Origin of the sequence: Nonomuraea ferruginea, from assembly GCF_039540635.1 — a bacterium.
Classification (GTDB): Bacteria; Actinomycetota; Actinomycetes; order Streptosporangiales; family Streptosporangiaceae; genus Nonomuraea; species Nonomuraea ferruginea.
In genome coordinates this window covers 1-22,338 of record NZ_BAABFD010000038.1, presented here as the reverse complement: position 1 = coordinate 22,338, position 22,338 = coordinate 1, and the positions used below count along the sequence as shown (strand labels likewise).

At 71.8% G+C, this 22,338-nt stretch carries 18 protein-coding genes and 1 riboswitch; of the genes, 9 read left to right on the top strand and 9 right to left on the bottom strand.

Translation table 11 applies throughout. The annotated features are described in order from the left end of the window. Nucleotides 1-16: 16 nt before the first annotated feature. From ABD999_RS42715 to ABD999_RS42705, 3 genes are all read right to left on the bottom strand, one after another. The gene (locus ABD999_RS42715) at nt 17-1,012 is read right to left on the bottom strand and encodes a sigma-70 family RNA polymerase sigma factor (RefSeq protein ID WP_271277203.1); all 996 of its coding nucleotides are present in this window, start codon (nt 1,010-1,012) and stop codon (nt 17-19) included. A 52-nt stretch (nt 1,013-1,064) separates the two neighbouring features. Next, nucleotides 1,065-2,003, bottom strand: a complete 939-nt coding sequence (locus ABD999_RS42710; RefSeq protein ID WP_271277224.1) for an NADP-dependent oxidoreductase — start codon at nt 2,001-2,003, stop codon at nt 1,065-1,067. A gap of 88 nt (nt 2,004-2,091) precedes the next feature. Further along, on the bottom strand, nt 2,092-3,012 hold the full coding sequence (locus tag ABD999_RS42705) for a serine hydrolase domain-containing protein (protein WP_271277223.1): 921 nt from the start codon (nt 3,010-3,012) through the stop codon (nt 2,092-2,094). 92 nt (nt 3,013-3,104) lie between these two features. Between ABD999_RS42705 and ABD999_RS42700 the strand changes: the two genes are divergently transcribed. Continuing rightward, nucleotides 3,105-3,659, top strand: coding sequence for a helix-turn-helix transcriptional regulator (locus tag ABD999_RS42700; protein WP_271277202.1), 555 nt, complete (start codon nt 3,105-3,107; stop codon nt 3,657-3,659). Nucleotides 3,660-3,683: 24 nt separating this feature from the next. On the opposite strand, the gene ABD999_RS42695 is transcribed toward ABD999_RS42700, so the two are convergent. Next, nucleotides 3,684-4,310, bottom strand: coding sequence for a TetR family transcriptional regulator (locus ABD999_RS42695; protein WP_219551039.1), 627 nt, complete (start codon nt 4,308-4,310; stop codon nt 3,684-3,686). A 253-nt stretch (nt 4,311-4,563) separates the two neighbouring features. On the opposite strand from ABD999_RS42695, the gene ABD999_RS42690 reads away from it, so the two are divergent. Both ABD999_RS42690 and ABD999_RS42685 read left to right on the top strand, forming a co-directional pair. After that, complete coding sequence (locus ABD999_RS42690; RefSeq protein ID WP_271277201.1) at nt 4,564-5,676, top strand: acyl-CoA dehydrogenase family protein; 1,113 nt, start codon at nt 4,564-4,566, stop codon at nt 5,674-5,676. Next, nucleotides 5,676-6,830 carry an acyl-CoA dehydrogenase family protein gene (locus ABD999_RS42685; RefSeq protein WP_271277200.1) on the top strand — a complete coding sequence of 385 codons (1,155 nt, stop codon included), beginning with the start codon at nt 5,676-5,678 and terminating at the stop codon, nt 6,828-6,830. The genes ABD999_RS42690 and ABD999_RS42685 overlap by 1 nt, the downstream gene beginning before the upstream one ends. A 31-nt stretch (nt 6,831-6,861) precedes the next feature. Here ABD999_RS42685 and ABD999_RS42680 read toward each other — a convergent pair whose 3' ends face one another. Further along, nucleotides 6,862-8,718, bottom strand: a complete 1,857-nt coding sequence (locus ABD999_RS42680; protein ID WP_271277199.1) for a hypothetical protein — start codon at nt 8,716-8,718, stop codon at nt 6,862-6,864. A 270-nt stretch (nt 8,719-8,988) separates the two neighbouring features. On the opposite strand from ABD999_RS42680, the gene ABD999_RS42675 reads away from it, so the two are divergent. The 5 genes from ABD999_RS42675 to ABD999_RS42655 are packed head-to-tail and all read left to right on the top strand — an operon-like array spanning nt 8,989 to nt 12,844. Then, nucleotides 8,989-10,047, top strand: coding sequence for an ABC transporter ATP-binding protein (locus ABD999_RS42675; RefSeq protein ID WP_219550988.1), 1,059 nt, complete (start codon nt 8,989-8,991; stop codon nt 10,045-10,047). Further along, on the top strand, nt 10,040-10,714 hold the full coding sequence (locus tag ABD999_RS42670) for an ABC transporter permease (RefSeq protein ID WP_148029419.1): 675 nt from the start codon (nt 10,040-10,042) through the stop codon (nt 10,712-10,714). Before ABD999_RS42675 ends, ABD999_RS42670 begins: the two co-directional genes overlap by 8 nt. Then, nucleotides 10,711-11,403, top strand: coding sequence for an ABC transporter permease (locus ABD999_RS42665; RefSeq protein ID WP_148029420.1), 693 nt, complete (start codon nt 10,711-10,713; stop codon nt 11,401-11,403). The genes ABD999_RS42670 and ABD999_RS42665 overlap by 4 nt, the downstream gene beginning before the upstream one ends. Nucleotides 11,404-11,418: 15 nt before the next feature. Continuing rightward, a complete protein-coding gene (locus ABD999_RS42660) occupies nt 11,419-12,330 on the top strand; it encodes an ABC transporter substrate-binding protein (protein WP_148029421.1) in 912 nt (303 codons plus the stop codon). Between the two features lie 31 nt (nt 12,331-12,361). Continuing rightward, nucleotides 12,362-12,844, top strand: a complete 483-nt coding sequence (locus ABD999_RS42655) for a flavin reductase family protein (RefSeq protein ID WP_271277198.1) — start codon at nt 12,362-12,364, stop codon at nt 12,842-12,844. Here the strand turns inward: ABD999_RS42655 and sppA are convergent. From sppA to glgB, 4 genes are all read right to left on the bottom strand, one after another. Further along, nucleotides 12,841-14,538, bottom strand: coding sequence for a signal peptide peptidase SppA (gene sppA, locus ABD999_RS42650; protein ID WP_271277197.1), 1,698 nt, complete (start codon nt 14,536-14,538; stop codon nt 12,841-12,843). The genes ABD999_RS42655 and sppA overlap by 4 nt on opposite strands. A gap of 61 nt (nt 14,539-14,599) precedes the next feature. Continuing rightward, complete coding sequence (locus tag ABD999_RS42645; RefSeq protein WP_271277196.1) at nt 14,600-15,967, bottom strand: S8 family peptidase; 1,368 nt, start codon at nt 15,965-15,967, stop codon at nt 14,600-14,602. A gap of 84 nt (nt 15,968-16,051) precedes the next feature. Next, on the bottom strand, nt 16,052-17,977 hold the full coding sequence (locus ABD999_RS42640; protein ID WP_271277195.1) for a S8 family peptidase: 1,926 nt from the start codon (nt 17,975-17,977) through the stop codon (nt 16,052-16,054). 98 nt (nt 17,978-18,075) lie between these two features. After that, nucleotides 18,076-20,226, bottom strand: a complete 2,151-nt coding sequence (gene glgB, locus ABD999_RS42635; RefSeq protein ID WP_271277194.1) for a 1,4-alpha-glucan branching protein GlgB — start codon at nt 20,224-20,226, stop codon at nt 18,076-18,078. 141 nt (nt 20,227-20,367) lie between these two features. Between glgB and ABD999_RS42630 the strand changes: the two genes are divergently transcribed. Continuing rightward, nucleotides 20,368-21,891, top strand: a complete 1,524-nt coding sequence (locus ABD999_RS42630; protein ID WP_271277193.1) for an MFS transporter — start codon at nt 20,368-20,370, stop codon at nt 21,889-21,891. Nucleotides 21,892-22,099: 208 nt separating this feature from the next. Then, nucleotides 22,100-22,248, top strand: a riboswitch (cyclic di-AMP (ydaO/yuaA leader). Nucleotides 22,249-22,338 lie beyond the last annotated feature (90 nt).

Genomic DNA, 22,338 nt, shown 5'->3' with positions numbered 1-22,338 from the left:
GCGACTGTAACTTGTTCTACTTTGATCCGGAAGCCCCGGCGGGCAACGAGGCGGGCAGCCCGAACCGCGCGAACATCCCCGGCTCGAAGAACATCGCGACATGGCTGACCTGCGGCCCGTCGAAGTCGAGCACCTGCAGCGCGAACTCCCGATAGGTGTCGCCCTCGCGCAGATAGAGGGCGAACGCCTCCTGCCCGTTGGCCCGTGCCGGAACCAGCCGCAGATCCTCAGGCGCCTCTGCGGGGCACTGCGCTTGCACGAGCCGGGCGATGTCTTCCGCGCCCTGGTACCACCCGTCGAAGGGGGGCATCTCGAAGACCGCGTCCTTGGTGAACAGCTCGACGATCGCCCCGACGTCGTAGGACTCGAACGCCTCGACGTAGCGGTCGAGCTGCTCGCGCTGGTCCGGAGTGAGCGGCTCCGGCCGGTCGTCGAGGCTCGGCGCGACCTGCTCCAGCTGGGCGCGGGCGCGCTGGAGGACGCTGTTGACCGCCGTGGTGGTGGTGTCGAGCACCTCGGCCACCTCGGCGGCCCGCCACTTGAGCACGTCACGCAGGACCAGCACCGCCCGCTGGCGCGGCGGGAGGTGCTGCAGGGCCGCGACGAGCGCGAGCCGGATGCTCTCGCGGGCGGTGACGATCGCGGCCGGGTCGTCGCCGCCCGCGCCCACCATCCCGTCGGGGACCGGCTCCAGCCACGGCACCTCGTGCCGCTCCACCAGCGGCGCGGTCGGCTCGGACGCCGGCGCGCCCAGCCCGGTCGGCAGCGGCCTGCGCCCGCGGCTGTCGAGCGCGGTCAGGCACTGCGTGGTGGCGATGCGGTAGAGCCAGGTGCGCAGCGACGAGCGGCCCTCGAACCCGTCGTAGTGGCGCCAGGCCCGCAGGTAGGTCTCCTGCACCAGGTCCTCGGCGTCGTGCACCGAGCCCATCATGCGATAACAGTGGGCGAGCAGCTCCCGGCGCATCGGATCGGCCTGCCGGAGGAACTCCTCGTTAGATGGCCTCTCGGTCATACAGTCCTGTATAGACGACGCCACCGACAGATCGCTTACGCGCAGGTCAGGGTCAGTGCGGCACGGTGAGGACGATCTTGCCGGTGGTACGGCCGCTCTCGCCGAGTTCGTGCGCCTTGGCCGCGTCCCGCAGCGGTAGCACGGCGGCCACCTCGGGGCGCAGTCTGCCCGCCTCCATCAGCGCCGCAAGCGCGCGCATGGCGGCGTGGTCCGGCTCGACCAGCATCACCGCCGACCTGACGCCCAGCGCGGCCGCCTCGTCGTGCACGCCCTCGTCCATCACCGACAGGGGCAGCGTGACGATCGTGCCGCCCCGGCGCATGGTGCGCAGCGAGCGCCGCCCGTAGTCGCCGCCGATGCCGTCCAGCACCACGTCCACGTCGCCGACGACCTCGGCGAAGTCGACCTCGCGGTAGTCGACCAGCTCGTCCGCGCCGAGCCCGCGCAGGAACCCATGCTTGGCCGCGCTCGCCGTGCCGATCACGTACGCGCCCCGCGCCTTGGCGATCTGCACCGCGAAGTGGCCCACCCCGCCGGCCGCGGCGTGGACGAGGACCCGCTGCCCGCCCTTGAGCCCCGCCACGTCCACCAGCGCCTGCCACGCGGTCAGCGCGGCGAGCGGGACGGCCGCCGCGTGCACGTGGTCGACGCTGGGCGGCTTGCGGGCGAAGTGACGGGACGGCGCGGTGACGTACTGGGCGTAGGCGCCGTTGCCGTACGGGTAGCGCAGCATGCCGAACACCTCGTCGCCCGGCTCGTACAGGGCCTGGCCGAGGCCGGAGCCCTCCACCACGCCGGAGACGTCGTAGCCGAGCGTGAACGGCGGCTCGCCCAGCAGCCCGCCCGTGGCGCGCGTCTTCCAGTCGGTCGGGTTGACGCCGGTGGCCTCCACCCGCACCAGCACCTCGGTCGGGCCGGGCACCGGCTTGTCGGTTTCCGTCATCTTCAGCACCTCAGGGTCGCCGAGCGTGTCCTGAGTGATCGCAAGCATCCTCATGCGTACCAGCTTGCGCCTTCTGTCCCCGTACGGACGAGAGATCGGGAAGCCGACATCCGCAAAGATCCGGCCAAACGACGCGTCACGTCCGCCAGACCTTCAGGCACCGCGCCATGATCCGGAAGGGTATGGCCCGGGCCTCGGTCTGGTCGACGGTGCCGGCGAGGTGCACGTCCAGCTCCGGGCAGTGGAAGAGCCACGTCCCGGTGGACCCCGAATGGCCGACGAGCGTGACGGGCCTGCCGTCCGGCGACATGAACCGGTTGACCTTGAAGAACATGGTGCCCAGCCCGTACTGGAGGACGGGGACGTTGCGCAGCCGGTTGCGCCGCTCGGTGATCAGCTCCAGTGAACGGGCGTCGTCGAAGAGCGCGCCGTCGAGCAGCGCCCGCTGGAAGGCGAGGAGATCGCCGGTGGTGCTGAAAAGGTCGTTGCTGGACTCGATCAGCGAGGGCAGCTCCACGCGACGCCGTCGCGCGTGCAGGGGTGAGGGCGCCGGGGCCTCCGGATCGGGCGGGAGGCGTCCCGGGAGCCAGGTGCGCGTCAGGCCGAGCGGGCGGACGATCCGTTCGGCCAGCAGGTCGGCGAAGGGCTGACCGGTCACCGTCTCCAGGATGCGGATGAGCAGCTGGAAGCCGGTGTCGGAGTAGCGCGCCCGCTGCCGCGTGGCGGTGAGGTCCTGCGGCTCGAAGTGCGGGCGCTGCCCGCGCGTCATCCGGATCACGTCATCGAAGGTCCAGGCCTGGTCACGGCCTGCCGCGAGCTGCTCGAACAGGCTGGGGCCAGGATCGCGCTTCTCGAAGAAGTCGGGCAGCCCCGAGGTGTGGCTCGCGAGGTGGCGCACCGTGATCGCGGGCGTCCGGTCGACCCCCCTGAGCACGTGGAGTCCGGCGATAGTCGCGTCCGGCAGGTAGTCGCTGATCGGCGCCGCCGGCTCCAGCTCGCCGCGCTCGCAGGCCTGGAGCACCAGCGTGACGATGAACCGCTTGGTGACGCTCGCGATGAAGAACGGGGTGCCGGGATCCAGCGGCCGGGGCCGGCGGCGGCGGCCCAGCGCTGTTTCCCGTCGCCGCTGGTGACGGCGAGGTCGGCGTGGTGGATGCCGGACCGCGTGACGAGGCGCCCGAGCAGGTCCGTCAGATCACCCCACAGAGCCTGTACGACCTCATCAAGAATTTCGAGGCAGGCGCGGCGCTCTTCTACAGCGCCAGCTCCGGCAGCATCAAACGCGCGCTGGACATCCTGCTGGCGCAAGGGCACATCGAGGTCGCCAGCGTCGAAGCCGGAGGCCGGGGACGGAAGACGTACCGTGTGACCGACGCCGGCCGCGAGGAGTTCCGCGCGTGGCTGACAGGGGAGCCGGCCGGCCCCGACCTGGAGACCGCGGCGCTGTCCAGGCTCTTCTTCCTCGGCCTGCTGGAGCCGGGCGAACGCGTGCCGGTGCTGCGCCGCATCACCGCGCGCATCGAGACCGACCTCGCCAGGCTCACGGCCCTCGACGAGCGGCTCGACGCCCTGGACATCCTCGAGGAACATCGGGACATCGCCGCATACCAGCGCGCGACGCTCGACTACGGCGTCGCCGCACTCCGGTTCGCGCTCGACTGGTTCAGCCACCGGATCGACAGGGAGGAGTCGCCGGACCGCTGAGACCGCCCCGGCGCGCCCGGCGGGTCAGAGGCCGGCGAGGAGGCGGTCGGCGGCGAGCTCGATGCGGCGCTGGATCTGGTCGTGGGTGCGGCGGCCCCGGAGGATCTCCAGGAGTTCCTGGACCCACACGCTCGCCAGCGAGCCCGCGAGGGCGAGCTGCTCCTCGGTGGCCTGCTCGGGGGTGGTGCCGGTGGAGACGCGCAGCAGGAGGCCGGCCATGCGGTCGCCGAGCGGGATCTCGACGTCGTCGGCGAGGATGAGCGAGCGGATCAGCGCGTCGGCCAGCTCGGGCTCGCGCATGAGCCCTCTGGTGGCCCGCATCAGCACGTCGACCGCGCGTCCCGGCGGGGTGGCCGCGCTCGGCGGGCGCCGCTCGATGCTGCTCTCCAGCAGGTCGATCTCCTCGCCGACGACGGCCACGACGAGGTCCATCTTGGACGGGAAGTAGCGGTAGAGCGTGCCGAGCGCCACGCCTGCCCGCTCGGCGACGGTGCGCATCTGCATGGCCTCGACGCCGCCCCGCGAGGCGAGGGCCGCGGCGGCCTGGACGATGCGCTTGCGGCGTTGGTGCTGGCTGCGCGAGCGGGCGCCCTGGCCGTCGGGAGAGGATCCGCCGGACGTGAGGCCGTCGGGTGTGAGGTCGTGCTCCATGGTCCCCTCAGGGTGGGTGGGGGGTGTGGCGATGGCTCCGCGAGTGGCCGCCTGCGGGGTACGCATAAGAACACGTTATCTGATTTCCCGATGCCCCGGCTTGTTACTCGCCGGTCACAAAGAAGGCCTATCAGTGCATGTCTTCCCCGTTACGGGGATATATCGAGGATTATTCGGATTAATTGGCACTGGACAGATATTGGAATCTGTTCTAGTTTTCGATTCGGTTGACCGAGCGCTTGGTGGAGGGCAGATGGACTTCGGCCTTGACGAGACCCAGGAAGCCCTGCGCGACCTGGCCGCCGGCCTGCTCGCCAAGGAGGCGAGCCAGGAGCGGCTGGAGGCGCACGAACGCGGCGGCGCACCGTACGACGAACGGCTGTGGCAGGCGCTGCGCGAGTCCGGGCTGACCGCGATCTGCGTGCCGGAGCACGCGGGCGGCGCGGGGCTGGGGCCCGTCGAGATGGCGGTGGTGCTGCGCGAGGCCGGCGCGCGGGCCGCGCCGGGCCCGCTGGCCGCCACCCTGGTGAGCACCTTGGCCGCGAGCCGGTACGGCACCCCGGAGCAGAAACGGCTGACCGGTGCCGCCGTCTCCACGGTCGCCATCAGGGAGCCGGGCAGGGCCTTGGCCGACCCGCCCGCCACCACCGCCGAGCGGAAGGCGGGCGGCTGGGCGCTGACCGGCCGCAAGTGCGGCGTCGCTTACCCCGACGGCGACCTGCTGGTCACCGCCGACGAGGGCCTCTTCCTGGTCCACGCCGCCGTCCCGGCGTCCGGCTCCGCATCGGCGGCCGAGGCGACCGCCCCGGCGTCCGGGATCGCCCCGGCGGCCGAGGCCGCCGTGGTCGCGGTGTCGGAGTTCGCCTCGACGGGGGAGGTCGTCGCGACGGTGACGTTCGACGCGGCACCGGCGGAGCGGGTCGCCGGTCCGGAGGCGGTGGCGGGGGTGCGCCATCTCTACACCGCCGCGACGGCCGCGCAGGCGTCCGGGGTGCTGGCCGGGGCGCTGCGGCTGACCACCGAGCACGTCAGGAACCGCAAACAGTTCGGCCGCGCGCTGGCCGAGTTCCAGGCCGTCACCACGCAGGTCGCCGACGTCTACATCGCGGCGCGGGCGCTCGACGTCGCCATGTGGTCCGGGGCCTGGCGGCTGGCCGAAGGGCTGCCCGCCGAGGAGGACCTGGCGCTGGCCGCGTACCACACGAGCGAGGCGGCCCGCGCGCTCTACACCTGCCAGCACCTGCACGGCGGGCTGGGGCTCGACGTGACGTACCCGCTGCACCGCTACTTCGCGCACGCCAAGCACCTGGCGCACCTGCTCGGCGGCGCCGACGCCCAGCTCGACCTGATCGGAGCGCTCGCCTGATGCTCATCGACCTGACCCCAGAACAGCGCCGCCTCCAGGGCGAGCTGCGCGCGTACTTCGCCGCCTGCCTGGCTCCCGAGGAGCGCGCCAAGATCGCCGATGATCCGTTCGGCGAGGCGTATATGGCCCACTGCCGCCGCCTGGGCCGAGACGGCAAGCTCGGCCTCGGCTGGCCGGAGGAGTACGGCGGCGCCGGTCTCGGCCCCATCGAGCAGCAGATCTTCGCCAACGAGATCGCCCGCGCCGGCGTCCCGTACCCGCTCATCTCCGTGCAGACCGTCGCACCGACGATCATGCAGTACGGGACGCGGGAGCAGAAGGAACGGTTCCTGCCGAGCATCCTCGCGGGAGAGTGCCACTTCGCGATCGGCTACACCGAGCCCGAGGCCGGCACCGACCTCGCGTCGCTCCGCACCACGGCCGTGCTGGACGGCGACCACTACGTGGTGAACGGTCAGAAGATCTTCACCAGCGGCGCCCACTACGCCCAGTACATCTGGCTGGCCGCCCGCACCAACCCCGACGCGAAGAAGCACAAGGGCATCACCATGATGATCGCCTCCACGGACGACCCCGGCTTCTCCTGGACGCCGATCACCACCATGGACGGCCGCCACCACACCAACGCCACCTACTACACCGACGTCCGCGTCCCGGTCGACATGGTGGTCGGCGAGGTCGACAAGGGCTGGGACCTGATCGTCAACCAGCTCAACCACGAGCGCGTCACGCTCGGCCCCGCCGGGAACCTCGCCCAGATCCACGACCGCCTCCTGGCCTGGGCCCGCCGCGTCGGGCTGGCCGACCAGCCCGACGTGCGGCGCGTGCTCGGCCGCGTCCGGGCTTTCTCCCGTACGAACGAGCTGCTGAACTGGCAGGTCGCGGCGAACATGGACCTCGGCTGGCTGGGCGCGCCCGACGCCTCCGCCACCAAGATCTACGCCTCCGAACGGATGCAGGATGCGGGACGGCTCGTCGGCGAGATCCTGGCCCGCTACGGCGACCCGGCCGACCCGGAGACGGCCGCGCTGATCGAGGTGACCGACCGGGGCGTCAAGGGTGGCCTGGTGCTCACTTTCGGCGGCGGCGTCAACGAGGTGCAGCGGGAGCTGATCGCCATGCTCGGGCTGAGCCTGCCCAGGCCGCCTCGGTGACGGCGCTGGTCCCGGCTTCGCCCGGGGCCGGTCAGGGCTTGAGGATCATGGGGACCGAGAAGAACACGATCATCGCGATCGCCACGCAGATCAGGAAGCCGATCAGCTCCCATGCCCAGTCGTGGTGACGGTTGCGGCGCTTCTTCTTCTTTCTGTTCTTGGCGGGGGACGGCTTGCGGCCCTTCTGCGCCTGCGGCTTCCGGAGGGCGGGACGCGGCTTCGTCGCCAGCGGATCCGCCTTCTCCCCGCCACCCGCCGTACGAAGCTGTCCGGACTCTCCCGTACGTGACCCATCCGTACGGGAGTCAGCCGGGAGGAAGTCAGAGGTACGGGAGTCGGCCTTGAGGAAGTCGGCCTTGAGGGCGTCAGCCGTGGGGGAGTCGGCGGGGGAGGGCTTCGCCGGCTGAGGGCGGAGGTCCTGGATCGGGGGCGTCTCCGGCTCCGGGGCTGAAGGGGCGGCCGGCATGCGGTAGACCGGCTCCCTTGGCTGGGCGCGCGGGGTGAACAGCGGCCCGGCCTCACGGGCGGGGCCGGGCTGGGCGAGGAAGTCGCCGGTCATGGGAGCCGCCATGTCCGGGAGGCCGCCGACCGCCGGGCTGGTGCCGCCCGGGTCGTCGAGCACGTCGCCGCCGGTCAGAAAACCGGTGGGCGCGGCCATCGGCGGCTCGCCCATACCGGGCTTCGCCCCTCGCGGCGTCGGCCGGCCGGGGGCGAACTGAGCGGGACCGGACGGCTGAGCGGGACCGGACCTGCCGGGGCCCGGCTGAGCAGCGCCGGGCTGAGCGGGACCCTGCTGAGCAGCGCCGGGCTGCGCAGGACCGGGCTGAGCAGGACCGGGCTGAGCAGCGCCGGGCTGGGAGGGCCGCCGGGGGCGGAAGGCTTCGAAGGGGGTCGGGCGGGCCTCGAAGGGCTTCAGCGAGGCGGGGTTCCCCCTCAGGCGCTCGAAGGGCGCCGAGGACCCGGGGTTCGAGCGCAGGGCGTCGAAGGGCGCTGAGGACGCCGGGTTCGAGCGCAACGCGTCGAAGGAGGCCGGGGACGCGGGGTTCGAGCGCAGGGCGTCGAAGGGGTTCGCGCGGAGGGCGTCGAAGGAGGCCGGGCCCTCGCGTACGTCGTCGCGGAACTTGGGCATCGGCGTCGTGGTCGCGTCGTGGTCGGGGACGCGCGACGGCGAGGGGGGCCTGAGCAGGTCGCGGGGGAAGAGGACGGTCGTGGTCGCCGGGTCGGCCGTGCCGAGCGGCTGCGGCCAGGCCGGCGGCACGGGCCAGCGCGGCTTGACGAACAGCGGCGCGGGATCGGCGGTGCTGGAGCCGGCCAGGTGGATGCGGAGGGTGCCGGGTGGTTCGGGCCACGGCAGGCGGCCGAAGACGTCGCGCAGCGGCGCGACCGCGAGCGCGCCGTAGACGTCGGCCACCGGCTTGGAGCCGCCCGCCCCCGTCGCGGCCAGCGCCATGTTGAGTATCTGCCGGAACCGGTGGGCGGCGCTGAGCGCCAGCTCCTCGGCCGTGTCGGCCGCCACGTCGAGCACCCAGGCGAGCTCGGCCAGGTCGAGCCCGCAGACGTGGCCGAGCACGAGCACCTCGCGCTGCTGCGGCCGCAGCTCGCGCAGGATGCGCTCGACCAGCGCGGACACGGGGTCGGTCAGCGGATCGACGACCGGCGGCGCGTAGACGACGTCGCGCCGGTGGATCTCCCGGCGGGCGAACGCGTACAGGGCGGCCCGGGGAGGATCCTCCGGCGCGCTGGTGAGGACGGACTCCAGGACGTCGGCCGCCGAGCCGAGATCGCCGAGCTGATCGGCGCAGTAGACGAACAGCCCGGCGGCGTGACCGTCGTAGAGCTCGGCGATCTGCTCGCGACGGGAGCGCTGATCGGTGAGCGGGTGTGTCACGTTGACCGGTTCCTCTTAATAGCAAGGGCGGACGCTGAGGGGGAGGGGGTGCGCCGGTGAATCTGGAGGTTGTGGAGGCAATCATGCCAACAATCCCTGGTGGAGCGCACTACCGAAGGGCGAATTACTGGGGAATCGCAGGTCGGTGAAGCGGTTCAGTTCGGACCCGCTAGGACAGAGGGGGATGGATCGCCGTAGTCTGTGGGTTCAAGAGATCATGCGGCGGTCGTGGCAGGGGGTCGCGGCCCTGCTCGATGCGGGAGGTCGCGCGTGATCACTTTCGATGCTGTCACCAAACGCTATCCGGACGGGACGGTCGCCGTGGACCGCCTCGGCCTGGAGGCGCGCACGGGGGAGATCACCGTGCTCGTCGGCCCCTCGGGGTGCGGCAAGACGACGTCGCTCCGGATGATCAACCGGATGATCGACCCCAGCGAGGGCCGGATCCTGCTCGACGGCGCTCCGGTGGACACCGTCGATCCCCCGGTGCTGCGCCGCGGCATCGGGTACGTGATCCAGCAGGCGGGCCTCTTCCCGCACCGCAAGGTCGTCGACAACGTCGCCACCGTCCCGTACCTGCTCGGCTGGAACCGCAAGCGGGCCCGCGGCCGGGCCATGGAGCTGCTTGAGCGGGTCGGCCTGGACCCCGCGATGGGCGAGCGTTACCCGTTCCAGCTGTCCGGCGGGCAGCAGCAGCGGGTGGGGGTGGCCAGGGCGCTGGCCGCCGACCCGCCCGTGCTGCTCATGGACGAGCCGTTCAGCGCGGTCGACCCGGTGGTCCGCACGAACCTCCAGGACGAGCTGATCAGGCTCCAGGCCGAGCTGAACAAGACCATCGTGTTCGTCACCCACGACATCGACGAGGCGATCAAGCTCGGCGACCGGGTGGCGGTGCTGCGCGTGGGCGGCAAGCTGGCGCAGGTCGCCGACCCCAAGACGCTGCTGACGGAGCCCGCCGACGACTTCGTGCGCGAGTTCCTCGGCCGCGACCGGGGGATCCGCCGCCTGCAGTTCGTCTCCACGGGCGGGCTGCGCCTGCGCACCGACCTGACCGTGAGGGAGGGCGCCGACGGGCGGGGCGACGAGCCGTGGCTGCTCGCGCTCACCGCCGAGGGACGGGCCGCCGGCTGGCTGGCGCGCGGCCGGCCGGGCGAGCTGGGGCCCGCGGGCACGTTCCGCCACGGCCGCGACTCCATGCGCGCGGCGCTGGACGCGGCGCTGCTGTCCCCGTCGGGTCACGCGGTGGCGGTGGACGAGCAGGACAAGGTCGTCGGGGTGGCCACCCGGCAGGCGCTCGACGAGGCGCTGACGGAGGCCGTCCATGGGTGACGGGCCTCCCTCACTCTGGGAGTGGATCGCCCGCAACTGGGACACCGGGCGGGCCGGCAGCATCAGGGACCTGCTGAGCGACCATCTGCTGATGTCGCTGGTGCCGATCGTCGCCGGGCTGGCGCTGGCGCTGCCGCTCGGGCTCGCCTGCATCCGGTGGCGGTGGCTCTACCAGCCCACCGCGGCCGTGTTCAACGTGCTCTACGCGCTGCCGTCGCTGCCGCTGTTCATGCTGCTGATCTCGGTCACCGGGCTGTCGCCGGTCACCGTGATCATCCCGCTGATCTTCTACGCGATGGCCGTGCTCATCCCCGCCGTGGTCGACGGGATCCGCGCGGTGCCCGAGCACGTCCGGCAGTCGGCGGTGGCCATGGGCTTCACGCCGCTGCGCCGGCTGGTGCAGGTGGAGCTGCCGATCGCGGCGCCGGTGGTGATCGCCGGGCTGCGGGTGGTGGCCGTCTCCAGCATCAGCCTGGTCAGCGTGGGCGCGCTGATCGGGCAGGGCGGGCTGGGCATGCTGTTCACCCGCGCCTACCAGAACCCGTTCCTGCCGCCGGTCGTCGTCGGCATCGGGCTGATCGTGCTGCTCGCGCTGGTCGCCGACGGGCTGCTGGTGCTCGCGCAGCGGCTGCTGACGCCGTGGGAACGGGCGAGGAGGGCGACGTGAACTGGCTCGTCGACTTCTTCGGCGACCCCGCGCACTGGTCGGGGCCGTACGGGATCCCGGTGCGGCTGCTGGAGCACCTGGAGTTCTCCGCGCTGGCCCTCTTCCTGGCCACGCTGGTCGCGGTGCCGCTCGGCCTGCTGATCGGTCACACCGGCAGGGGCCACCTGGTCGTGGTGGTCTCCGCCAACCTGGCCAGGGCGATCCCCACGCTGGGCGTGCTGGTGCTGTTCGTGCTGCTGCTCGGCACCGCGTCGATCTGGCCGGTGATCATCCCGCTGGTGCTGCTGGCCGTGCCGCCGATCCTGGTCAACACCTTCGAGGGGATCAGGGGGGTGGACCCGGAGCTGCGTGACGCCGCGTACGGGATGGGGCTGCGTGGCGGGCAGGTTCTGGGGCAGGTGCTGGTGCCGGTGGCGCTGCCGCTGATCCTGCTGGGGCTGCGGCTGTCGGCCATCCAGGTGGTCGCGACCACGACGGTCGCGGCCTACACCGGTCTGGGCGGGCTCGGGCGGTTCGTCATCGACGGTTTCGCGACACAGGATTACGCGAGCGTCTTCGGGGGTTCTGTGTTGATTGTGCTGTTCGCGCTCGTGGTGCAGGTCGGATTCACGCTCGTACAGAGAGTGACCGTCTCCCCGGGCGTGAGCCGGCGACTGAAGGTACGTGACAGTGGTGCAACCTCCCGCTAGAAGGGGAAACAACTGATGAGACGCATGTTCGGCACCGCGGCGGTGCTCCTGTCCGCGGCGCTCGCGCTGGCCGGCTGTGGCGGCGGCGGCGGTGACAACCCGCTGCAGAGCACGGCCGCCACGCCGACCGGGTCGGCTTCCGGCGGGGGGACTGTCGTGATCGGGTCGTTCGACTTCGACGAGAGCGTGCTGCTCGCGTCGATCTACGCCCAGGCGCTGGAGGCCAAGGGCGTGCAGGTGGAGGAGAAGCCGCGGATCGGCAGCCGCGAGGTCGTCTACGACCAGGTGAAGGGCGGCGGGCTGACGATCGTGCCCGAGTACAACGGCAACCTGCTCGCCTACGTCGACAAGGAGAACACCGCGGCGACCGCCGAGGAGATCAACGCCGCGCTGAAGGAGAAGCTGCCGCCCGAGCTGGAGGTGCTCGACTCCTCCCCGGCCGAGGACAAGGACACCCTCTCGGTCACCAAGGAGACGGCGCAGAAGACCGCCACCATGGACGACCTGGCCAAGGTGTCGAAGGACATGGTGGTGGGCGGCCCGCCGGAGTTCAAGGACCGCTGGGAGCAGCGTTTCAAGGACGTGTACGGGATCGAGTTCAAGGAGTGGAAGCCGACGGGGCCCACGACGGCCGACGCCATCAAGGACGGCTCCATCCAGGTGGGCAACGTCTTCAGCACCGACCCGAAGATGACCATCAACGAGCTGGCGCCCCTTGAGGACACGAAGAACATCTTCCCGGCCCAGAACGTGACCCCGCTGGTCCACAAGGCCACGGTGGACGACACGGTCAGGACGACGCTCAACGGCGTCTCCGCCAAGCTGACGACGGACTCGCTGCTCGACATGATGCAGAAGATCTCCGTCAACAAGGACGAGCCCGCCACGGTGGCCGGGGAATGGCTGACCTCGAACGGCCTCGGCTGACCCGCCCCGCCCGGATCCGGGGGGCCGGGCGGTGAGCGAGTTCACCGACGCCATGGCGCAGCTCGCGGCGGGCGTGTCGGTCGTCACCGTGCGCGACGGTCGCGACGACGTGGGCGTCACCGTCTCCACGCTGATGTCGGTGTCGCTGGACCCGCCGCTGATGCTCGTCAGCCTGGGCAGCGGGGGCTACGTCAACGAGGTGCTGCTGCGCCAGGACCGGTGGGCGTGCTCCCTGCTGTCGTCGGATCAGGCGGCGATGGCCAGCCGGTTCGCGGCGGCGGGCCGGCCGAGCGCCCGCCACCTGGTGGCGGGCGTCCCGCACCATCGCGGCCCGCACTCGGACGCGATCGTCCTGGACGGCGGCGTCGCCGCGCTGGAGGCGGAGACCACGCGGGTGGTGCCGGCGGGCGACCACACGCTGTTCGTGGCCCGGGTCCTGGCCGTCGACTACGTGGCCCCGGGCCTGCGGCCTCTCATCCGCCTGCGCGGCCGCTACCGCGCGGTCGGCGCCTAGCGGATCCTGTACCAGGCGGGGAGCGCGAGCGGGCCGGTCGCCGGGAGGCCGAGTTCGGCGGAGAGCCTGGCCAGCGGGCCCCAGGAGTCCAGGCGCACCCTGGCCAGGGCCGCGGCCTTGTCGTCGCTGGACTCGGGGCCGCGCAGGCGCTCCAGCGGGTTGAGCCTGGGATAGACGCGGACCGGGGCGTCCTCGGCGAGGCCGACGCGCTTCCTGGCCAGCTGCAGCGCGTCCTCCAGCCCGCCCAGCTCGTCGACCAGGCCGCCCGCCCGCGCGTCGGCGCCCGTCCAGACCCGGCCGCGGGCCAGCTCGTGGGCGCGCTCGCGGCTCAGATCACGGGCCTCGGCCACCTTGCCCACGAAGTCGTCGTAGATCCTGTCGAGCCAGGCGTTGACCCGCTCCCACTGCTCCGGAGAGAAGCCGCGCGAGGTGGAGAACATGCCCGCGTTCGCGCCCTGGGCGACGTGGTCGGTGTCCACGCCGAGCTTCTCCAGCAGCTCCGACAGCACCGGCTTGCCGCCGAGCACGCCGATCGAGCCGGTGAGCGTGCCGGGCTGGGCCACGATCACGTCGGCGGCCATCGAGACGAAGTAGCCGCCGGAGGCCGCCACGTCGCCCATCGACACGATCACGGGCTTGACCTTGCGCGTCAGCACCACCTCACGCCACACCGTGTCGGAGGCCACGTACGAGCCGCCCGGGCTGTCGACGCGGAACACCACGGCCTTGACGTGCGCGTCGCGGCGGGCGGCGCGCAGTGCGGCGCTGATCGTGTCGGAGCCCATCGCGCCGCCCCCGCCGAGCGGGCTGCGGCCGCTGCGGCCGGTGCGGATCGCGCCGTCGCCGTGGACGAGCGCGATGCCGTCGGCGGTCGGATGCGGCAGCTTCTTGACGGCCGACGCCCGGTGGTAGCGGGACACGTACTGCAGCAGGGAGTCCTCGCCGGCGGCGCGCTTGACCTCGCCGTACACCTCGTCCCGGTAGGCCAGGCCGTCGACCAGCCCGGCGTCCACCGCCTCGGCGCCGATGAACGGGCCGCGGTCGATCAGTTCGCGCACCTTGCCGGGGTCGAGCCGGCGGCCGTCGGCGATGCCGGCCACGATCTGCTCGGTGATGGACTCGACGATCCGGGCCATCGACTCGCGGTGCGGCTCGGTCATGTGGTCCTGGGTGAAGGTGTTGGCCGCGGTCTTGTACTCGTGGCGCTGGCCGATCTCGTAGTCGACGCCGAGCTTGCCCAGCGCGTTCTTGAGGAAGCGCTGCTCCAGGACCACGCCGGTGAGCCCCACGTCGCCGCTGGGCTGCAGGTAGACCCGGTCGAAGGCGCTGGCCAGGAAGTACGGGATCGTGCCGGCGCCGAACTCGCCGAACGTCTCGGCGAAGGCCACGGTCTGCTTGCCGGAGGCACGGAACTCGACGACGGCCTGGCGCAGCTCCTGGACGGTCGCCAGCCCGATCGGATTGCCGCCGATCTTCACGATCAGCGCCTTGACCCGGGAGTCCTGCCGGGCCCGCTTGAGCCCGGCCAGCACGTCGGACAGGCGGGGCTTACGCATGGACAGCAGCGCGGCCAGCGGGTCTGAGGGCGGCCCCTGGGTGAGCCCCTCGGTGAGGTCGAGTTCAAGTACGAGCGGAGCGGTGCGCCGCTGCCGGAGCTTCTCGACGGTTTCGAAGATCGCCTTGCCTGGGTCCATAGAGCCACCCTAAGCGGCAGAAGTCGGGCGCGTGTGTCCAACTCCTGCCAAGTGGGGCGGCTCAGCTCTGCGTGACAGCCGAGGTCGCGCGGCCCAGGTCGATGCGCGGCGTGCCGACGCGCCGGGAGTAGGCGCTGTAGACGACGGACCGGCCGGTCTCCTGGAGCCGCCGGAGGATCTGGGCCGCGTCGAGCGCCGGGTACGCCTGCTTCATCACCGCGAACGCCCCCGCCACGTGCGGCGCGGACATCGACGTGCCGCTCATCGACGCGTACGTGTCGTCCGGCACCGAGGACTCGATCGTCACGCCCGGAGCGAACAGGTCGAGCAGCGCTCCCCGGTTGGAGAAGACGGCGACCGCGTCGGCGTCGTCGGTGGCGCCCACCGTGACCGCGCTGGAGATGCACGCCGGCGAGGCGACCCCGTCGCGCGCGCTTCCGTTGCCGGCCGCCACCACGGGCGCGACGCCCAGGTTCAGCAGCGTGTCGAACTGGCCCTTGAGCGCCGACGCCTCCGGGTCGGCGTCGCAGTGCGCCTGGAAGGGGCCGCTGCCGCCGAAGCTCATGTTCACCGAGGCCACGTTGTACGTCCTGGCCACGCGGGTGACGTAGTCCAGCGCCAGCTTCTGGTCGGAGGTGTAGGTGACGAAGCAGGGGGCCTGGGCGCCGACCCCGCCGCAGCCCGTGGCGGTGTCGACCCGGCTGAAGACCTGGATGGGCAGGACCGCCGCGTCGGGGGCGACCCCGTTGCCGGGTGCGCCGGGCGCGTTCCGGCCCGCGGCGATGCCGGCCACGTGGGTCCCGTGGCCGCACTGGTTGACGCCGCGCGACATGCAGCGCGGGATCGCGCTGTCCGCCGCGCCCGGCCCGGTCTGGGCGTCCTCGCCGCTCGGGCACAGGGAGACGGACCCGGTGCTCGCGTCGGTGGTGGAGAAGCAGGCCTGGTCCACGATGCGGCCGGCCAGAAACGGATGGTCGCCGTCGATGCCCAGGTCCAGGACGGCGACGGTGGCGCCGCGGCCCGTCCAGCCCGCCGCGTTGGCCCGGTCCGAGCCGATCACCCGGGTGCTGTCGGCCAGAAAGGGCACGCTCGGCCGGTCCGCGTACACGGCCTGCACCCGGGGGTCCCTGCGCAGCTCGGCGAGGGTGGCGGCGTCGACCTCGGCGACCAGGAAGCCCGCCGAGGCGGACGACTCCAGCACCTTGGCGCCGGCCGAGGCCCGCTCGACGTCCGTGGCGACCTTGCCCACCGGCTGGCCGGGCCGCAGCTCGACGATGGAGCGGACCTTCTTCTCGGACCTGATCTGCTCGACCAGGCCGTTGCCGACGGTGGGACCGTCGCTGACAGGAGTGCCGGCGTTCCCCGCGGGCGCCGTGCCCACGATCGTCGTCAGCGCGACCGCGCAGGCGAGCACAGAGCGAGATCCCACGGGTTTCCTCCGAGACGTCAAGCGGACGACACGGCGGATAGCTCCCCGGTCGTGTCGTCCGTGACGCCTCGGTTTTCTAGCCTTTTACCGGGATTTGATCACCTTGGTGGCAGCTTTCTTGAGCGCGGCATTCGTGGGCTTCTTGGCCAGCCGCACCTTCTCTGAGGATTTGAGGGTCTTGGTGCCGTTCACGCCGTGCGCCCAGTTGAGCCAGCCGGTGAGCAGCGCGCTGTCCAGCCTGCGCTTGGCGGTCTTGGTGTTCTTGATCACCCGGTACGCCTTGCCCAGCGACGAGGCCTTGGTCAGCTCGGGGAAGACCTTGCTGGCCTTGCCCACCAGCTTCAGGTAGCAGGTGAGGGTCTCGTCGCTCATCGTGCCGCTGCCGCGGTGGATCTCCTTGGCCCACTGCTTGGCGGTCAGCCGCTTGGCCGCGGTGCCCCTGGTGCAGACCGGCGCGGCCTTGGCGGCCGGGGTCGGCGTGACGGTGATCGTGACTGTGACGGTGACCGTCGGCAGCGGCACCGGCGTCGGGTCGTCGGACGGCTGCTCCGGCTCGGGGGTCGGGCCGCTGCCCGTCGGGTCGGGCTGAGGGCTCGGGTCCGGGTCGGCCGGGTCCGGGTCCCCCGGGCCTGGATCGGCCGGGTCGGGGGCGGCCGGCGGGCTCTGGCTGATCTCCGGCTGCGGCGTGCCGCCCGTCACCGCCGCCGCCACGTCCAGCCGCGGCGTGCGCACCTCGGCGCCGTCGACCTGGTAGACGTACGGCCTGCCGGTCGACACGAGCTTGGCGATCAGGTCTGGCATCGGCGTGTCCGGCGACTGCGCCTTCAGCAGCGCCAGCGCGCCCGCCACGTGCGGGGTGGCCATCGAGGTGCCGCTGTAGGTGGTCATCTGGTCGTCCGGCACCGACGACTCGATGTCCACGCCGGGCGCGAACAGGTCGAGCAGCGCGCCCCGGTTGGAGAAGTCGGCGATGGCGTCGCCGTCGTCGTTCGCCCCGACGGCCACCGCGGAGCTGATGCAGGCGGGGAACGTGGCGCCCTCGAAGTACTCGTTGCCGGCCGCGACTACGGTCGCGACGCCCTTGGCGAGCAGCGCGTCGATCTTCGGCTTGAAGACCTGCGCCTCCTCGCTGTCGTCGCAGCTCGTCTCGTACGGCATGCCGCCCAGGCTCAGGTTCACCGCCGCGATGGGCTCGGTGAGCGAGGCCACGTGGTCCAGGGCCAGCCGCAGCGACGACTCGTACGCCAGCAGGCAGGCGGCCGCGCCGCACAGGTCCTCGTCGTTGACCCGGCTGAACACCTGCACCGCGACGATCCCCGCGCCGGGCGCGACGCCGCCGGTGCCCGCGGCGATGCCGGCCACGTGGGTGCCGTGGTCGCACAGGTTCGTCCCGTCCAGCAGGCACTTGGCCGTGGTGGCGTCGGCCGAGCCGGCGCCGACCTGGCTGGTCTGGCCGTTGGGGCAGAGCGACTCGACGCCCGCGTCCACGGCGGAGAAGCAGGCCTCGGCCACCACCCGGCCGCTCAGGAACGGGTGGTCGAGGTCGACGCCGGTGTCCAGGATCGCGATGTTCTGTCCGGCCCCGGTGTGACCGGCGGCGTGCGCCTGGTCGGCCCCGATCTGCGCGATGCTGGAGGCCAGCGCGGGCGGGTAGGCGCGGTCGCGGTGGATGGACGTCACCCGGGGGTCCTCGGCGAGCGCGGCCAGTTCCTCGGCCGTGCCCTCGACCACCATGAACGGCTGGGCCTGAGGCTGCAGCAGCACCTCGACGCTGCCTTCGGCGGCCCTGGCCGCCATCGGGGCGTGCTGGGCGGGGTCGGTCAGCTCGACGATGGCGCGCACGCTGCCGCCGTCGACGGCTAAGCCCTCCTCGACCTTCTCTTCGGCGCTCGTGGCGGCGGGGGTGGGGGTCGGTGTGGGCAGCGTCGGCGTTAAATCGTCGGCGAACGCCGGCGCCGCGGGGAGCAGCGCCAGCATGATCGCGGTGGCGATCAGGGGGCGAAGTCGCACCGGCTTCCTCCGAGGAGACATGATCTCGGAGTTTAAGGTGATTTGTCAGGACCGGACAGGCCCTGCCGCTCCTTTCTCACCAGACTTTCAGGCACCAGTCAGGAAGGCGGCGAGGTCAGCCAGACCGCGCCCATCGGCGGCACCCGCAACGTCGTCGAGTAACGCAGGCCGTGCCACGGCTCGTCGACCGCCTCCACCTCGCCCATGTTGCCCACGCCGCTGCCCCAGTACTCGTAGGCGTCGGTGTTGACCGCCTCCGCCCAGCGCCCCCCGTACGGGAGACCGAGCCGGTAGTTCTCGTGCGCCCCGCCGCTGAAGTTGACCACGCACGCCACCGCGGACCCGTCCTTCGCGTACCGCAGGAACGAGAACGTGTTGCCCGGCGCGTCGTCGGCGTCGATCCACCGGAAACCCTCGGGCCTGGTGTCCTGCTCCCACAGCGCCGGGGTGTCCTTGTAGAACCGGTTGAGGTCGCGTACCAGCCTCTGCACGCCCTGGTGACCGTCGAACTCCAGCACCCACCAGTCGAGCCCGCGCTCCTCCGACCACTCCGAGCCCTGACCGAACTCGCCGCCCATGAACAGCAGCTGCTTGCCCGGATGCGCCCACATGAACGCCAGCAGCGCGCGCAGCTGGGCGAAGCGCTGCCACTCGTCGCCGGGCATCTTGCCCATCAGCGAGCCCTTGCCGTGCACCACCTCGTCATGGGAGAGCGGCAGGACGTAGTTCTCCGAGTAGGCGTAGATGAGGGAGAACGTCATCTGATGGTGGTGGTACTGCCGGAAGATCGGCTCGTGCCGGAGATACTCCAGCGTGTCGTGCATCCACCCCATGTTCCACTTGAACCCGAAGCCGAGCCCGCCCAGGTGCACCGGCCGTGACACTCCCGGCCAGGCGGTCGACTCCTCGGCCACGGTCGCGATGCCGGGCGCCTCCCGGTAGCAGACCGAGTTCATCTCCTTGAGGAACTCGACCGCGTCGAGGTTCTCCCGGCCGCCGTAGACGTTGGGGGTCCACTCGCCCTCCCGGCGGGAGTAGTCGAGATAGAGCATCGAGGCCACCGCGTCCACCCGCAGGCCGTCGATGTGGAACTCCTTGAGCCAGTAGAGCGCGTTGGCGACCAGGAAGTTGCGCACCTCGCGGCGCCCGAAGTCGAACACGTACGTGCCCCAGTCGGGGTGCTCGCCCCTGGCCGGGTCGGCGTGCTCGTAGAGCGGGGTGCCGTCGAAGCGGGCCAGCGCCCAGTCGTCCATCGGGAAGTGCGCCGGCACCCAGTCGAGCACCACCCCGATGCCCTTGGCGTGCATCCGGTCGACGAACGCGCGGAACTCGTCGGGGGTGCCGAAGCGGGCCGTCGGCGCGTAGTAGGAGGTCACCTGGTAGCCCCACGACCCGCCGAACGGGTGCTCGGCCACCGGCAGCAGCTCCACGTGCGTGAAGCCCAGGTCGGCCACGTACTCCGAGAGCTGGTCGGCCAGCTCCAGATAGGACAGGCCGGGCCGCCACGAGCCCAGGTGGACCTCGTAGATGCTCATCGGCCCGTTGCGCGGCTGCTCGTCGCGCCGCCCCGCCATCCACTCCTCGTCGGCCCAGACGTAGTCGGACTGCTCGACGACCGAGGCGGTCTGCGGGGGCAGCTCGGTCCTGCGCGCCATCGGGTCGGCCTTGTCGCGCCATACGCCGTCGGCGCCCAGCACCTGGTACTTGTAACGTTCGCCCGCGCCGAGACCGGGGACGAACAGCTCCCACACCCCCGAGCGGCCCAGCGAGCGCATGGGGTAGGCGGTGCCGTCCCAGTGGTTGAAGTCGCCGATCACCCGGATGCCGCGGGCGTTGGGCGCCCAGACGGCGAACGCCGTGCCCGGCGTGTCCTGGTGTTCCATCACGCGGGCGCCGAGCACCTCCCACAGCCGCTCGTGCCGCCCCTCGCCGATCAGGTGCAGGTCGACCTCGCCCAGCGTGGGCCAGTGCCGGTACGGGTCGCGCGTCTCGTGCGCCTCACCGCCGGGATAGCGCACGCTCAAGGTGTACGAGGGAACCTTGTCCAGACCGGGGACCGTGGTCTCGAACACGCCGTGGGCCACGTGCTTCATGTCGTGCGCGGTGCCGTCGTCCAGCACCACGCGGACCCGTTCGGCGAGCGGGCGCAGCGCTCGGAAGGTCACCCCACCCGCGCCTGGGTGGGCGCCCAGCACGGAATGCGGATCATGGTGCGCCCCGCCCGCGAGGCGGTCGAGCTCTGTCCTCATCGGCATGCTCCCAACACTGCCCTATGGCGACCGTCCATCTGTGGCACTGCCCGCATTCACCCCGACAATCACCGAAAGTGCGGAATCTTGGGTTTATCGGGGATTGACCTCAAGCGTGGTTGGGTTTTTAGCGTTCCATGCATGGACATACAACAGCGTGCGGGCAAGCGGGAGTGGATCGGCCTGGCCGTCCTCATCCTGCCGACCCTGCTGCTCTCGATAGACGTGACCGTGCTGCACCTGGCCGTGCCCGCGCTGAGTGAGGACCTCCGGCCCACCGGGGCGCAGCTGCTGTGGATCAACGACATCTACGGGTTCCTGATCGCCGGGTTCCTCATCCCCATGGGCACGCTGGGCGACCGGATCGGGCGCAGGCGGCTGCTGCTGATCGGGGCCGCGGCCTTCGCGCTCGCCTCCGCCGCGGCCGCGTACGCGCCGAGCGCCGAAGTGCTCATCGCCGCCCGCGCCGCGCTGGGCGTGGCGGGCGCGACGCTGATGCCCTCGACACTGTCGCTGATCCGCACCATGTTCCACGACCCCGCCCAGCGGACGACCGCGATCAGCCTGTGGATGGTCGGCTTCACCGGCGGCATGGTGATCGGGCCGCTGCTCGGCGGGTCACTGCTGGAGACCTTCTGGTGGGGGGCGGCGTTCCTGCTCGGGGTGCCGGTGATGGCCGTGCTGCTGGTGGCGGGGCCGCTGCTGCTGCCCGAGTACCGCTCGCCCGCGGTGGGCCGGATCGACGCGCCCAGCGTGGTGCTGTCGGTGGCGGCCGCGCTCGCGGTCACCTACGGGGTGAAGGAACTGGCCGCCGGCGGGGCGGGCGCCGTCGCGCCGCTCTCCCTGGTGGCGGGGACGGCACTGGCGGTGGTCTTCGTACGAAGGCAGCGCGGGCTGGCCGAACCCCTGCTCGACCTGCGGCTGTTCGCCGAGCGGCGCTTCTCCGGGGCGCTGGGCACGCTGATGCTGGTCATCCTGGTGGGGCCGGGGATCGGCCTGCTGACGGCGCAGTACCTGCAACTCGTGCTCGGCCTGTCGCCGCTGGAGGCCGGGCTGTGGACGCTGCCCAACGCGGTGGCGATCATCTTCGGGTTCGTGGCGACCCCGGCGCTGGCGCGGCGGGTCCGGCCCGCGGTCCTCGCGGCCGGGGGACTGGTGCTCGGCGCGGCAGGGGTCCTGCTCCTCACCATGGCGGGCACGTCGGGGCTCGCCGCGCTGGTGACCGGGCAGACGCTGTTCTTCCTGGGCGGCTCGCCGCTGCTCGTGCTGGGCATCGACATCGTGGTCGGCGCGGCGCCGCCGGAGCGCTCCGGCTCGGCGGCGGCGCTGTCGGAGACCGCCCAGGAGTTCGGCGGCGCGGCCGGGCTGGCCGTCTTCGGGAGCATCGCCGCCGCCGTCTACCAGGCCCGCCTGCGCGTACCGGAGGAAGTCCCCGCGGAGGCGGCGGCAGCGGCCCGCGACACCCTGGGCGGCGCCATGGCCGTCGCGTCCGCTCAGCCCGCCTCCGTCGCCGCCACGCTCGCGGAGGCGGCCAGGGCCGCCTTCACCACGAGCCTCACGGTCACGGCGGCGGCCGCCTCGGTCGTCCTGCTCGCCGCGGCGATCCTGGCGGCCACCGCCCTGCGCCACGTCCCCCGGCTCGGCTCCTCGCCCGACGGTTCGTAACCGGATCGAAGGTAAAGAATTCGTGCGGGATCCCCCATGTCATGGGGGATCCCGTCGTCGGGGCCCGTCCCGCGCTTGCCCTTTCCCTTGCGCGACGATTACCTTCGGACCCATCGATGGCACGCGCTTGAGCAGCGCTTTTAGGTAAGCCCCCGCGCGTTGCCGATGAATTGCCGAGACCGCGCCCACCCGCGCACCAAGCGGGAACACGGCGCGGCCGCCGAATCCGCCCTCTGGCGGAACCGGGGACCCACCTTTCTCTGGGGTGAATCGGTCGCTCTTCACCAAGGGCGCGCCGTAGGGCACTTCCACGCCCGAATCCGACAGCTAACCCGGTAGGCGGCATGGAAGCAAGGAGCAATCCCCGAGCATGGTCAAGCACATCTTCGATCGCATCCCGTCCACCTCCCGCCTGGCCCTGGGCGCCACCCTGGCACTCGGCGCCGC